This window comes from Agromyces bracchium, assembly GCF_009709675.1.
Taxonomy (GTDB): domain Bacteria; phylum Actinomycetota; class Actinomycetes; order Actinomycetales; family Microbacteriaceae; genus Agromyces; species Agromyces bracchium.
Genome location: NZ_WMLB01000011.1, coordinates 39,142 through 52,329, shown reverse-complemented (window position 1 = coordinate 52,329; position 13,188 = coordinate 39,142). Strand labels below are relative to the sequence as shown.

Annotated in this window: 10 protein-coding genes, 1 pseudogene and 1 riboswitch; of the genes and pseudogenes, 5 read left to right on the top strand and 6 right to left on the bottom strand. The window is 74.2% G+C overall.

The annotated features are described in order from the left end of the window. Positions 1–41 precede the first annotated feature (41 nt). Together GJ743_RS03935 and nagA are read right to left on the bottom strand one after the other, a co-directional pair. Positions 42–1,547, bottom strand: a complete 1,506-nt coding sequence (locus GJ743_RS03935; protein ID WP_196216908.1) for a sigma-70 family RNA polymerase sigma factor — start codon at positions 1,545–1,547, stop codon at positions 42–44. Between the two features lie 394 nt (positions 1,548–1,941). Further along, positions 1,942–3,111, bottom strand: a complete 1,170-nt coding sequence (gene nagA / locus GJ743_RS03930; RefSeq protein ID WP_328288759.1) for an N-acetylglucosamine-6-phosphate deacetylase — start codon at positions 3,109–3,111, stop codon at positions 1,942–1,944. 94 nt (positions 3,112–3,205) lie between these two features. Further along, a riboswitch (ZMP/ZTP riboswitch) is annotated at positions 3,206–3,287 on the top strand. Positions 3,288–3,360: 73 nt separating this feature from the next. Here nagA and glyA point away from each other — a divergent pair. Beyond that, the gene (gene glyA / locus GJ743_RS03925; RefSeq protein ID WP_230386442.1) at positions 3,361–4,680 is read left to right on the top strand and encodes a serine hydroxymethyltransferase; all 1,320 of its coding nucleotides are present in this window, start codon (positions 3,361–3,363) and stop codon (positions 4,678–4,680) included. A gap of 181 nt (positions 4,681–4,861) precedes the next feature. After that, complete coding sequence (locus GJ743_RS03920; RefSeq protein ID WP_155050631.1) at positions 4,862–5,749, top strand: bifunctional methylenetetrahydrofolate dehydrogenase/methenyltetrahydrofolate cyclohydrolase; 888 nt, start codon at positions 4,862–4,864, stop codon at positions 5,747–5,749. A 7-nt stretch (positions 5,750–5,756) separates the two neighbouring features. Here GJ743_RS03920 and GJ743_RS03915 read toward each other — a convergent pair whose 3' ends face one another. After that, positions 5,757–6,959 carry a type II toxin-antitoxin system HipA family toxin gene (locus GJ743_RS03915; RefSeq protein ID WP_328288758.1) on the bottom strand — a complete coding sequence of 401 codons (1,203 nt, stop codon included), beginning with the start codon at positions 6,957–6,959 and terminating at the stop codon, positions 5,757–5,759. After that, on the bottom strand, positions 6,956–7,156 hold the full coding sequence (locus GJ743_RS03910; protein ID WP_155050630.1) for a helix-turn-helix domain-containing protein: 201 nt from the start codon (positions 7,154–7,156) through the stop codon (positions 6,956–6,958). Before GJ743_RS03910 ends, GJ743_RS03915 begins: the two co-directional genes overlap by 4 nt. Before the next feature lie 275 nt (positions 7,157–7,431). On the opposite strand from GJ743_RS03910, the gene GJ743_RS03905 reads away from it, so the two are divergent. The 3 genes and pseudogenes from GJ743_RS03905 to GJ743_RS20085 form a co-directional block, all read left to right on the top strand. Next, on the top strand, positions 7,432–8,940 hold the full coding sequence (locus GJ743_RS03905; RefSeq protein WP_230386440.1) for an acylneuraminate cytidylyltransferase: 1,509 nt from the start codon (positions 7,432–7,434) through the stop codon (positions 8,938–8,940). A gap of 23 nt (positions 8,941–8,963) precedes the next feature. Next, positions 8,964–9,836, top strand: a complete 873-nt coding sequence (locus tag GJ743_RS03900; RefSeq protein WP_155050629.1) for an N-acetylneuraminate synthase family protein — start codon at positions 8,964–8,966, stop codon at positions 9,834–9,836. After that, positions 9,833–10,912, top strand: a pseudogene (locus GJ743_RS20085) (DUF6716 putative glycosyltransferase); the annotation flags it as partial. The gene GJ743_RS03900 and the pseudogene GJ743_RS20085, both read left to right, overlap by 4 nt. Before the next feature lie 276 nt (positions 10,913–11,188). Here GJ743_RS20085 and GJ743_RS03895 read toward each other — a convergent pair. Beyond that, positions 11,189–11,725 carry a gamma carbonic anhydrase family protein gene (locus GJ743_RS03895; RefSeq protein WP_155050628.1) on the bottom strand — a complete coding sequence of 179 codons (537 nt, stop codon included), beginning with the start codon at positions 11,723–11,725 and terminating at the stop codon, positions 11,189–11,191. Between the two features lie 9 nt (positions 11,726–11,734). Then, a complete protein-coding gene (locus tag GJ743_RS03890; RefSeq protein ID WP_328288757.1) occupies positions 11,735–13,057 on the bottom strand; it encodes an APC family permease in 1,323 nt (440 codons plus the stop codon). Positions 13,058–13,188 lie beyond the last annotated feature (131 nt).

Sequence of the window (13,188 nt, the reverse complement as noted above, 5' to 3'; positions counted from 1 at the left end):
CGGTATCTCGCCCGGTGCCGGGCGCCGGCGGTGGGGCGTGCTCAGGCGTACTGCGCGCTCGCGACCCACTTGTGGTTCGCCGGCGCGAGGAAGTCCACGACCGCGATCCCGGCGTCGTCGAGCATCACGGTCGCGAACGGCAGGCCGTCGGCGAGCAGCTCGACCACGGCGCCGGGTTCGCCCGACAACTCCAGGGTCAGGCTCGAACCGTGCGTGGCGACGACGAGATCGAGCTCGGCGACCGGCTCCGGTTCGGGCTCCGGCTCCGGCTCAGGCGCGGGCTCGACGACCGGCTCGGGTTCCGCGACGACGGCGGGTCCCGGCTCGGTCTCCGGGCCTGCCGGCGGCGCCACCTCCGTCGGAGCCTCGATCGGCTCGATCGAGGTCTGCTCGTCGGCCGGCGGCGCCGGCCGGGTCTCCGGCTGCGGTTCGATGGGCTCGGGCTCGGGTTCGACCGGCGCCTCCGCGGCGACCGCCGTCGATCCGCGGTCGGGGGAGGCATCCGTCGGCGCAGCCTGCGGCAGCACGAGCAGCGCGACCGCGGTGGCGGCCACGAAGACGGCGCCGCCGACCCCGGCGCCGACGGAGACCGCCGTACTCGTGCCGGACGCCGCGCCGACTCCCGCGGCCGCGGCGCTCGTGCCGGATCCGGCTGCGTGGCCGGCGGTTCCCACGGCGGCGCCGGCGAGGCCGTCGACCGCTGCCGACCCCGCGGCGCTCACCGCAGCGGTGCCGGCGGCGCCGGCCGCCGACGCGACCGGAGCCGCGGCGCCGAGCCACGCCGAGTAGGCGGTCGCCGCAGCGGGACCCGCCGCGAGCGGCAGCAGCACGAACGCGAGCCGCATGCCGACCTCGCGCGCCTCGGCGGCCACGACCGTGCACTTCGCGCATCCGTCGAGATGCGCCTCGACCTTGAGCGTGTCGCGCCGCCGAAGCCGGCCGCGCATGTACGCGCCGAGGCGGTCGACCGTCCAGCCGCACGCGGGCTCGTGACGGGCGTCGGCGAGGTGCGCCCGGATCCACTGCTGTCGCAGGCCCTCTCGCGCGCGGTACGCGAGCGCCGCGGTCGCGTTCGCGCTCATGCCGAGCAGCGGTGCGATCTGCTGGGGCGACATCCGCTCGACCTCGGCGTACCAGAGGACCTCCTGCCAGCGCTCGGGCAGGGCGCGGAACGCCGTCGCGGTCGTCGATCGGTCGAGCGCCTCGAGCACAGCGGCGTCGCCGGTCGCCGGGTCCGCCACCGACTCGAGGTCGTCGAGCGGCGTCTCGCGGTTGGCGCGGCCCCAGCTCGCGGCCGTGTTCCGGATCGTCGCGAACAGGTACGGGCGGAACGCCCCCTGCGGGCCCTTGCCCGATCGGATCGCGTCGAAGGTCCGGGTGAACGCCTCGGCGACCAGGTCGTCGGCGTCGAGCGTCGTGTGCGAGCGCGCGACGGTGCGGGCGGATGCCTCGTGGCGGCGCCAGAGCTCGGCGTAGGCGTCGCGGTCGCCGGTGCGGGTCGCCGCGATCAGGTCGGCGTCGGCGGGCGCGGAGCGTGGTGGGGTCACGTGCCTGGTCCTCCTCGTGCGGGCGCGCTCGCCCGGATCGCACGCGATGCCCTCGGGTGCCGACGGTCCGCGCCGGACGGGTTGCTGTGCGGTCACGCTCATTCAAGCGGATGGGTGGGCGGATCGACGAAACGCGAGATCCGATGTCCGGCTTCTGCCGTCGGATCGCGCGAAGTCGCGTCATGATCGGCCCCGTGCGTCGTCTCTCAAGGTGAGGGACCGCGCACCGGGGAAGGGCCGGATGGTCGCTCGAATCCGAGCGGGCCGCGTGGGGGATCGCGCGGAACGGCGAGGCGGGACGGAGCGAGGGGCGAAGGGGAACAGGCCCCCGCTCCGCCCGGGGCGACCGATCGGGCTCCGCCGACATGCGCCCGGGGCGAGTGGGGGCGACGCGTCAGGCGAGTCGCGCGCCCGCACCCCAGACCGCCGCGACCTCGAGGTCATCCGCGAGGAGCACCGCGTCGGCGGCGAAGCCCACGTCGAGCCGGCCGAGGTCGCCCGCGCGCCCGATCGCGGACGCCGGGGTGACGGTGAGGGCCCCGATCGCCTCGTGCAACGGGACGCCTGAGTCGAGCACGGCGCGGCGGAGCGCCTCGTCCTGCGTGAGCGTCGACCCGGCGATCGCGCCCGAGTCGGCGAGCCGTGCCACGCCGTCGCGCACGTCGACCGAGAGCGAGCCGAGCACGTACGCGCCGTCGGACGCGCCGGTCGCGGCCATCGCGTCGGTCACGAGCGCGACCCGGCCGGGCGCCCCCGAGAACGCCAGCCGTACGACATCGGGGTGCACGTGCACGCCGTCGCCGATCACCTCGAGCGTCACGTGGTCGGCGCGCATGGCCGCGACCACGGGCCCGGGCGCGCGGTGGTGGATGCCGCGCATGCCGTTGAACGCGTGCGTGAGGATCGACGCGCCGGCGTCGAACGCCCGGAGCGCGGTCTCGAAGTCGGCGCCCGTGTGGCCGACGGCGACCGCGACGTCCGCGTCGACCAGTCGGGCGATCGCCGCCGCGGCGCCCGCGTGCTCGGGCGCGATCGTGATCTGCCGGAGCGCGCCGCCCGCGGCCTCGAGCAGCCGGTCGAGTGCGTCGTCGTCGGCCGTGCGCAGCATGGACGGGTCGTGCGCGCCACGGAACTCGTGGTCGAGGAACGGGCCCTCGAGGTGGGCGCCCAGCACGAGCGGGTCGGATGCCGCGACCGCGGCGATCGCACGGAGCCGCTCGGCGAGCACGTCGACGGGCGCGGTCACGAGCGAGCACACGGTCCGCGTCGTGCCGTGCGCGCGGTGCACCGCGAGCCCCGTCCGGATGCCGTCGACGCCGTCGTCGAACGCCGCCCCGCCCGCGCCGTGGCAGTGGATGTCGACGAACCCGGGCGTGAGCCAGCGGCCCGCGGCATCCGTCACCTCGACCTCGCCCGCCCGCACCGCGGGCGCATCGCGCCACGCGTCCCCGATGCCGCGACCCGCGATCCGGTCGCCCTCGAAGCGGACCCACGCGTCGGGGACGGTGTCGCCGCCCGACACGATGCGAGCGGAGTGGATGACGGTCGTCGGCGCGGTGGTCACCGGGCCACGATATCGCCGGCATCGGCCCGGTCGATGGGTCGCGCGTCCGCGCGCGTCATCCGCGGCGTGGGCTCGCGGCATCCGTTGCTATGCTTGGCGGCGTCGCGACTGGCGTTGAGATGGGTGACCATCGGGGAGCGACTGGCACGGACCGACCGCACGCCTGGGCCGGTACGCGAGGCCTCTGGGCGCGAGTCGCGCACGAGGCGATTTCCGCAGGTCCGCATGTCATCCCGAAGGAGCCATCCCTTGGCTGAGTCACTCACCACCGACGCCCCCGCCGCCGCAGTCGCGGGCGCCGAGTCCGTCTTCAACCAGCCGCTCGCGCAGGTCGATCCCGAGATCGCCGAGGTGCTCGAGCTCGAGCTGAACCGCCAGCGCTCGACGCTCGAGATGATCGCGAGCGAGAACTTCGTGCCCGTCTCGGTGCTGCAGTCGCAGGGCTCGGTGCTCACGAACAAGTACGCCGAGGGCTACCCCGGCCGCCGCTACTACGGCGGCTGCGAGTTCGTCGACGTCGCCGAGAACCTCGCGATCGCTCGTGCGAAGAGCCTCTTCGGCGCCGAGTACGCCAACGTGCAGCCCCACTCCGGTGCGACCGCGAACGCGGCCGTGCTCTCGGCCATCGCGACGCCCGGCGACACGATCCTCGGCCTCGAACTCGCGCACGGCGGTCACCTGACCCACGGCATGAAGCTGAACTTCTCGGGCAAGCTCTACAACGCCGTCGCCTACGGCGTCGACCCCGAGACCTTCCAGGTCGACATGAACGTGGTGCGCGAGAAGGCCCTCGAGCACAAGCCCCAGGTCATCATCGCCGGCTGGTCGGCCTACCCGCGCCAGCTCGACTTCGCCGCGTTCCGCGAGATCGCCGACGAGGTCGGCGCGAAGCTCTGGGTCGACATGGCGCACTTCGCCGGCCTCGTCGCCGCGGGCCTGCACCCGAACCCCGTGCCCCACGCCGACGTCGTGTCGTCGACCGTGCACAAGACGATCGGCGGCCCGCGGTCGGGCTTCATCCTCGCGCGCGACATGGAGCTGGCGAAGAAGCTCAACTCGAACGTGTTCCCCGGCCAGCAGGGCGGCCCGCTCATGCACGTGATCGCCGCCAAGGCGACCGCGTTCAAGATCGCGGCGTCCGAGGAGTTCCGCGACCGTCAGGAGCGCACGCTGAGCGGAGCGCGCATCCTCGCCTCGCGCCTGGTCGCCGACGACTCCCGTGCCGCGGGCGTCGACGTGCTCACGGGCGGCACCGACGTGCACCTCGTGCTCGCCGACCTCCGCACCTCCGAGCTCGACGGCCAGCAGGCGGAGGACCGCCTGCACGAGGTCGGCATCACCGTGAACCGCAACGCGGTGCCGTTCGACCCGCGCCCGCCGATGGTCACCTCGGGCCTGCGCATCGGCACGCCCGCGCTCGCGACCCGCGGCTTCGGCGACGCCGAGTTCACCGAGGTCGCCGACGTCATCGCGCTGGCCCTGCAGGCGAACCCGGATGTCGCGGCGCTCCGCTCGCGCGTCGAGGCGCTGACGGCGGCGTTCCCGCTCTACCCGGGCCTGGAGCAGTAGTGCCCTCGGCTCGGGGGCGGGCGGTCGTTCGCCCCCGAGCCCGGCCACGGAGTGGGGCGGACCTCCGATCCGATCGCTCCTGAATCGAAGGACGCCCCGCGCGACACGCCGGCACGTGGCATCCGCCCCACCGCCCCGGCATCGAAACTCGTCTCGCCCACGCTCGGAAGAGGTACCGAACATGACCGCCATCACCCTCGACGGCGTCGCGACCGCGTCGGCCGTGAAGTCCGAGCTCGCCTCGCGCATCACCGACCTGCGCTCGAACGGCATCGTGCCGGGCCTCGGCACCCTGCTCGTGGGCGACGACCCCGCCTCGCGTTCGTACGTCGCCGGCAAGCACCGCGACTGCGCCGAGGTCGGCATCGAGTCGATCCGCGTCGACCTGCCGGCGTCGGCGACCTCCGCCGACGTGCGCGCCGCGATCCGCGACCTGAACTCGGCGCGCGAGGTCACCGGCTACATCGTGCAGCTGCCGTTGCCGACCGGTCACGACGAGAACGCGATGCTCGAGCTCATCGACCCCGACAAGGACGCCGACGGGCTGCACCCGACGAACCTCGGCCGCCTGGTGCTCGGCATCGAGGGCGACCTGCACTCGCCGCTGCCGTGCACGCCGGCCGGCATCGTCGAGATGCTCCAGCGCTATCAGGTCCCGATCCGCGGCCAGCACGTGACGGTCATCGGCCGCGGCCTCACTGTCGGTCGCCCGCTCGGCCTGCTCTTCACGCGCAAGGGCCTGGATGCCACGGTCACCCTCACGCACTCCCGCACGCAGGACCTCGCCGCCGAGGTCGCCCGCGCCGACATCGTCGTCGCTGCCGTCGGCGTGCCGCACATGGTCAAGCCCGAGTGGATCAAGCCCGGCGCCGCGGTGCTCGACGTGGGCATCACGCGCGTCGCCGACGACGAGACCGGCAAGGGCCGGCTGACCGGCGACGTCGACCCGGCGGTCGCCGAAGTGGCAGGCCACCTCTCGCCGAACCCCGGCGGCGTCGGCCCGATGACCCGAGCCATGCTCCTCGCGAACGTCGTGAAGGCCGCGGAGATCAAGCTGCACGGGCGCTGAGCCCGCGCTAGCCCTCCAGCTCGTTGCGGCGAAGTCGGAGTTCGCGCTCCGCGCGGTGGAGCGGCGACCCCTCGAAGGGCAGCCCAGCCAGATCGACCTTCGTCGCCGCGCGGAGTGCCAGGGCCTCGGCCGACGCGGCCGCCCGCTCGGGCAGGCCGATCGCGTCGGCGAACTCGCGCCAGTGCCGGTGCCGCAGCTTCCGGGTGCGACCGGCGACGGGCAGGGCGAGCGAGTCGTCGCCGTAGACCAGCGTGCACGGGACGTCGTAGACCGGTGCCATCGCCCAACCTCGCGCGGCGACATCCGTTCGCAGCACCGCGACGTTCTTTCCGTGGAGGTCGCCGTTCCCGGTGAGCCAGGCGAAGACGAACTGCAGATAGAGGTTCCTCGTCGCCACCATGGGCGCCGCACAGACCCCGGCGAGTGCAGTGACGAGGGTCTCGGAATCGATCCCGTACTTCGAGGCGGGTGGGAGACCGAGCACCTGGGTGGCGTCCTCGAGTGCGAGGCGTCGCCAGCCGTCGTCGGCGGCGACGCGGTCGAAGCGCTCGACGAGCAGGCCCGCGACATCGTCGCGGTCGCGCACGACCGCGGCCCGCGAGACCGGGATCTTCATCGTGCGCGCGGCGATGAGGTGGGCGCCCTCGTTCTCGACGAGATGCGGGTACTCGGTCGGGCTCAGCTTGAGGATGTAGCGACCGGATCGCGTGGCGAGGGGCGTACTGATCATCGAAGCGCTCGCCTTGCGCTGAACGCCGGGGATCGCCTGGCGGTCGAGCACGTCGATGAGCGACTCGAAGTCGAGCTGCCCCGGCTCGTCGGCGTCGAAGACGGATGGCGGATCAGTCGGCGACGCCCCTTCCGGAACGACCTGCACGTCGCCGGGTGCATCCTCCCCGACCGCCAGCAGCAGGGTGAGCTCGTCGTCGGCACTCGTCTTCGTCGCTCGTCGCAGCACCGAGAGCCGATGTCCTTCGGGCAGGAGCCCGGCGAAGAAGGCGGGCAGGGCTCCGCCGGGCACGTGCACGACCGCGTCATCGAGCGGCAGCGTGAACGCGACCGGCACGGCATCGGCCGAGGCGAGGTACTCGTCGAGGTAGTGGAAGTCGATGCCGCCGTCGGTGTTCCGCATCAAGCGGGCGGCGAGCCGACCGGCCTTCAGGACGTCGGCGGATCGGACCCGCCGCAGGGCTTCGAGCTCGGTCGTCACCGGATGACCCCGATCGCCACGCCCACCGCCCCGGCCACCGCCACCACGGTGTCCAGGCTGCTCGCGCCCGTGCCCTTCTCGATCTCCCGCACGGTCCGCTCAGCCGTGCCGGCCAGTTCGGCGAGCTGCTGCTGGGTGAGACCGTGTGCGCGACGCGCCGTGCGGATCGCGCGGCCGATCTCGGTGGGTGCGTCCATCGAACGGGCCTCTCCATGAATCGAAACGGCGGGAATCTACCGATTCTCTGTGCCTGGGATTCATCGTACGACGCGAACAGCATGATTCGGCAGATTTCTGCCGAATTGCCGGATGGATGCGCCCCGGCTCGGCGACGGCCAGCCGTTCGGCAGAATTCTGCCGGATCTTGCGCTGGAGGCGTGCGGATGCCGTGGCGTCCGCTGTCTGTCTGGACGTCGCCCGGCGTTCACCGGGCGTGCACCCTGCGGACGCGTCGCGTGCGTAGCTTCGCGGCATGAGCCGCAGCGACTCCATGAGGGCCACCGCCGCCGGCGCGGCCGGGTCGGGATCCGCCCGCGAGGGCGTCGGCGCGTCGGGGGACCGCGCCACCCGCACCGGGGGGAGCCCCGCCGCGACCGGCGACGGTTCGCCGGCCGGGGCCGCGCGCGCGATCGCGATCATCCCGGCCCGAGGGGGGTCGCAGGGCCTCCCGGGCAAGAACGTGGCACGCGTCGGGGGCGTGCCGCTCGTCGCCAGGGCCGTGCACGCCGCGCTCGCCGCGGAGCGCATCGGGCGCGTCGTCGTGACCACCGACGACGAGGACATCGCGGATGCCGCGCGCGGCGCCGGCGCAGAGGTGATCGAGCGCCCGGCCGAACTCGCGAACGCGACCGCGTCGAGCGAATCGGCGCTGCTGCACGCGATCGAGGCACTCGGGCGCGAGCCGGGCCCGGCCGACCACCGATCGGTCGCCGGCGTCACCGTCTTCATCCAGGCCACCTCGCCGTTCATCGACCCGGCCGACCTCGACGCGGCCGTCGCACGCGTCGAGCAGGGCGAGCGCGACGTGGTCTTCGCCGCGACCCCGACCCACGGGTTCCTCTGGCGCGAACGGGCCGACGACGCCGACGGCGCGAGCGCGGTCGGGGTGAACCACGACCCGTCGAACCGCCCGCGGCGCCAGGATCGCGAGCCGGAGTTCCTCGAGACGGGCGCGTTCTACGTGCTCCGGACCGACGGGTTCGTGCTCGCCGGGCACCGGTTCTTCGGCCGCATCGGCATCCAGCGGGTCCACCCCGACACGGCGATCGAGATCGACGACGCCGCCGACCTCGCGCGGGCGCGCGTGCTCGCGCCGCGCGTCGACCGGCGGCTCGCGGGCGGCATCGCCGCGTCGCTCGCACGACGCGAGGGCGTGGCGTGGGTCGCCGACCCGCGGCATCCGTTCATCGACGTCGACGCGGTCGTGACCGATTTCGACGGCGTGCACACCGACGACACCGCCGCGGTCGACGAGCTCGGCCGCGAGTCGGTGCGCGTGAGCCGCGCCGACGGCCACGGGGTGGCGCGCCTGCGCGATGCCGGAATCCCGGTGCTCATCCTGTCGGCCGAGGCGAACCCGGTGGTCAGCCGCCGGGCCGAGAAGCTGGGCGTCGACGTCATCCAGGGCCTCACCGACAAGGGGGTCGCGCTCCGCGAGTGGGCCGCGGCCCGCGGCATCCGCCTCGACCGCATCGCCTACCTCGGCAACGACCGCGGCGACGTCCCCGCCCTCGACCTCGTCGGCTGGCCGCTCGCCGTGCCCGACGCGGCGCCCGACGCGCTCGAGCGGGCCCGCCACGTGCTCGAGCGGCACGGCGGCCACGGTGCCGTGCGCGAACTCGCCGAGCTCGTGCTCGCCGCGCGCGAGGCGAAACTCGGCTCCGCGGCATCCGACCTCGTGCGCGAATCGCGCGAGCTCGACCCCGCCCACCCGACTCGCGAGCAGCGCGAGGCCATCGCCGCGGCGTCGTCCGCGACCTGACCCCATCACGAAAGCGAGTCACCATGTCCGTGCGCATCGGCCACGCCGCGATCGGCGAGTACGACCCCGTCTACGTCATCGCCGAGATCGGGCTGAACCACAACGGCGACGTCGAGATCGCCAAGCGGCTCATCGAGGTCGCGGCGCACGCGGGTGCGCAGGCCGTGAAGTTCCAGAAGCGCACGCCCGACCTCTCCACGCCCGAGCACATGAAGCTCACGCCGCGCGAGACGCCGTGGGGCACGATGACCTACCTCGAGTACCGCCACCGGGTCGAGTTCGGCCGCGACGAGTACGCCGAGGTCGCCCGGCACGCCGCCCTGCACGGCCTCGACTGGTTCGCATCGCCGTGGGACGCGCCGGCGGTGGCCGACCTCGAGTCGTACGGCGTCGTCGCGCACAAGATCGCCTCGGCGTCGGTCACCGACCTCGAACTCCTCGAGGCCGTCCGCGACACGGGCAAGCCGGTCATCCTCTCGACCGGCATGTCGACGCTCGACGAGATCGACCGCGCGGTGACCGTACTCGGCACCGAGCGCCTCGTGATCATGCACGCCACGTCGAGTTACCCGATGCCGTCGGAGGAGGCGAACCTCCTCATGATCCCCGCGCTGAAGCGCCGCTACCCGGGCGTGCCCGTCGGCTACTCCGGCCACGAGCGCGGCCTGCAGATCTCGATCGCCGCGGTCGCGCTCGGCGCGGTCGCCGTCGAGCGGCACATCACGCTCGACCGCACGATGTGGGGCTCCGACCACTCGGCCTCGCTCGAGCCGCAGGGCCTCGAGCACCTCGTGCGCGACATCCGCATCATCGGCGAGGCGCTCGGCGACGGCGTCAAGCGCGTCTACCCGGGCGAGGAGGCCCCGAAGGCCAAGCTGCGCCGGGTGCTCGCGTGACGGGTGGCCACGGGCAGGGCGGGGCGGTGACGGATGCCGCGGCGCGGCGCCTGCTCGTCGTGGGCGACTCCGACTCCTACGTGAAGTGGGGGGCGGCGCTCGCCTCGACGCTGCCCGGCGAGTGGGAGTCGCGGCTCGTCGTCGTCGGCTCTCCGGTGCAGCCGAGTGCGCGGCAGCTCGAGCACGCCCTCGACGGGACGCGCTTCGCGACGGCCGACGCGCGGTTCGTCCCGCTCGACGGGCGTGAGGGAACCCCGGGGCTCGACGCCGAACTCGACGGCTTCGACCCGCACGCGGTGCTGCTCGCCCTGCGCGGGCCGTTCGTGCGGGTGGTGGCGCCGCGACTGCTGCGGCGCCGCGACCGCCCGGTGCTCGTGAGCGGCTTCCCCGGGCTCACCATCCCGGCCGTGCCGAAGGCCGTGATCTACCGCGAGCAGACCGACCTGATCGTGCTGCACAGCCGGCGTGAGGTGCGCGAGTTCCGCGCGAACGCCGCCGAACTCGGCGTCGACCGCATGTTCGGCCTCGCGACGCTGCCGTTCCTCGCGAGGGCCGAGGCGGATGTCGCCGCGCCGACCGGAACGGACGTGATCTTCGCCGCCCAGGCGAAGGTGCCCGCCGGGCGCGACGACCGCGTGCGGGTGCTCGTCGCGCTCGCCGAACTCGCCCGGCGGCAGCCCGATCGACGCGTCGTCGTCAAGGTCCGCGCCCGCGCGGGCGAAGCGCAGACCCACGCGGAGGCGCACGACTACGCCGAACTGCTGCGCGAGCTTCCCGACGCCGTGCCGCAGAACCTCGTCGTCGAGGACGGGCCGATGGCCGCCCACCTCGCGCGCGCGGGCGCCCTCGTGACGGTCAGCTCGACGGCCGCGCTCGAGTCGATCGCGCTCGGCATCCCGACGCTGCTCGTCGACGACTTCGGCGTCTCGCCGACGATGATCAACACGGTGTTCGAGGGCGCCGGGCTGTTCGGGTCGACCGAGGACCTCGCGGCGGGGCGCTTCCGCCGCGCCGACCCGGCGTGGCTCGCCGACAACTACTTCCACGAGCGCGCGGCCGACGACTGGGCGTCGCGCCTCGAGGCGCTCGTCGAGGCGCGCGACATCGTGTCGCTCCCGGCGCTCGAGCGTCGTCACGACCTGTCGGGCGGCGCGTTGCGCGCGGCGTTCGAACGACGGCGCATGCTCGGCGAGCACGACCGCAGCCTCGCAGGCGCCCTGGCCTGGGGGGTCGGGGTTCCGGTTCGCGGCGTCGTCCGCCGGGTGCGGCGCGTGCGGCGCCGCCTGTCGCAGGTGCGGTCGGGCGCGGCCGCGGCATCCGTCACCCCTGCCGTGGGGGTCGCCGCCGCCCGGTCAGTCGACGGGCGCGGTGTGCCGGACGACGTGCGCGAGGTACGCCTCGGCGTTGCGCCGGATGCCGGCCTGCTCGTCGGCGGTGAGCTCGCGGCGGACCTTGCCGGGCACGCCGGCGACGAGCGATCCGGGCGGCACGACGGTGCCCTCGAGCACCACGGCGCCGGCCGCGACGAGTGAGCCGCGGCCGATCACGGCGCCGTTGAGGATCGTCGCGCCCATGCCGATGAGGCAATCGTCTTCCACCGTGCAGCCGTGCAGCACCGCGCGGTGGCCGACCGAGACGCCCTCGCCGATCACCACGGGGTAGCCCGCGTCGACGTGGCAGACCACGCCGTCCTGCAGGTTGGAGCGCTCCCCGAGCGAGATCGGCTCGGCCTCGGCACGCAGCACCGCGTTGTACCAGACGCTCGACTGCGCGGCGAGGCGCACCTGCCCGACGATCACCGCGCCGAGCGCGACGAAGGCGGTCTGATCGAGCTCGGGCGCGGGGACGTCGGCGATGGTCAGGATGCGGGCTGAGGGGTCGGCGCTCATGCCGTCAGCCTATTCCGCGCCCCGGTGACCCGAACGCCGGGCGACGGCGAGACGGATGCCGCGCACCGCGGCGCCCACGGCGAAGACCGCGACACCCGCCGCGATCGACGCGAGCGGGAGCGTCACGACGAGCACGACGCATCCGATCGCCCCGAACCAGGAGAGCCAACGCGGCACGAGCCGCTCGTCGGCGGGTTGCGTGATCGCCGACGCGTTGGCGACCAGGTAGTACAGCAGCACGCCGAACGACGAGAAGCCGATCGCGCCGCGCAGGTCGGCCACGAGCAGCAGCACGATCACGGCGACGCCCGTCGCGATCTCGGCGACGTGCGGCACCCCGAACCGCGGGTGCACGGCCGTCAGTGGGCGGGGCAGTTCGCCGTCGCGCGCCATCGCGAGGCTCGTGCGCCCGACGCCCGCGACGAGCGCGAGCAGCGAGCCGAGCGCGGCCACGCCGGCGGCGATGCGGACGATGGGCTCGGCCCAGAGCCATCCGGCGACCGCGACGACGTCGACGAGCGGGGCGACGGATGCCGCGAGCGCGTCGGACCCGAGCGCGCCGACCGCCGCCGTGCCGACGAGGGCGTAGACGACCACGACGACCGCGAAGGCGACGCCGATGGCGCGCGGGATGGTGCGACGCGGCTCCCGGACCTCCTCGCCGAGCGTCGCGATGCGCGCGTAGCCCGCGAACGCGAAGAAGATCAGGGCGGCGGCCTGCAGCACCCCGTAGACGCCGCGCGCGCCCGGCGTGGCATCCGTCGCCTGCAATGCCGCCTCGGACCCGGTCGCGCCGACACCCCAGCCGACGCCCGCGATCGCGGCGAACCCGGCGGCGACGACCACGACGAGCACCGCGAGCACGGCCGAGACGATCACCGACGCGACCCGCGCCGTTCGCGTGACGCCGAGCACGTTGACGCCGACGAGCACCACGACCGCGGCGATCGCGACCGGCTTCTGCCACGCGGGCGGCACCAGGTACGCCGCCGCGGTGAGCGCCATCGCGGCGCAGCTCGCCGTCTTGCCGATCACGAAGCCCCACCCCGCGAGGAAGCCGGGCCAGGCCCCGAGCCGCTCCCGCCCGTACCGGTACGCGCCGCCCGACTCCGGGTAGCGCACGGCGAGCTGCGCGGTCGAGCCGGCGTTCGCGAACGCGACGAGCGCGGCGATCGCGAGCCCCGCGAGCAGCCACCCGCCCGCGGCCTGCGCCGCAGGAGCCCACACCGCGAAGACGCCCGCACCGATCATCGCCGCGAGCCCGATGGCGACCGCGCCGCGGAGTCCGAGACGTCGGGCGAGGCGATCGTGCGGCGGTGGGGAGGTGGTCACGGTCGAACCCTACGGCAGGGCGGTGAACCGTCGGGGGCATCCCATGGCGGCCGGGCGGGGCGGGTACGGTGAGGCGGCGAGCGCGGGCCGCTCCGGGCGACGGATGCCGCGGCATCCGCTCGTAGGATCGA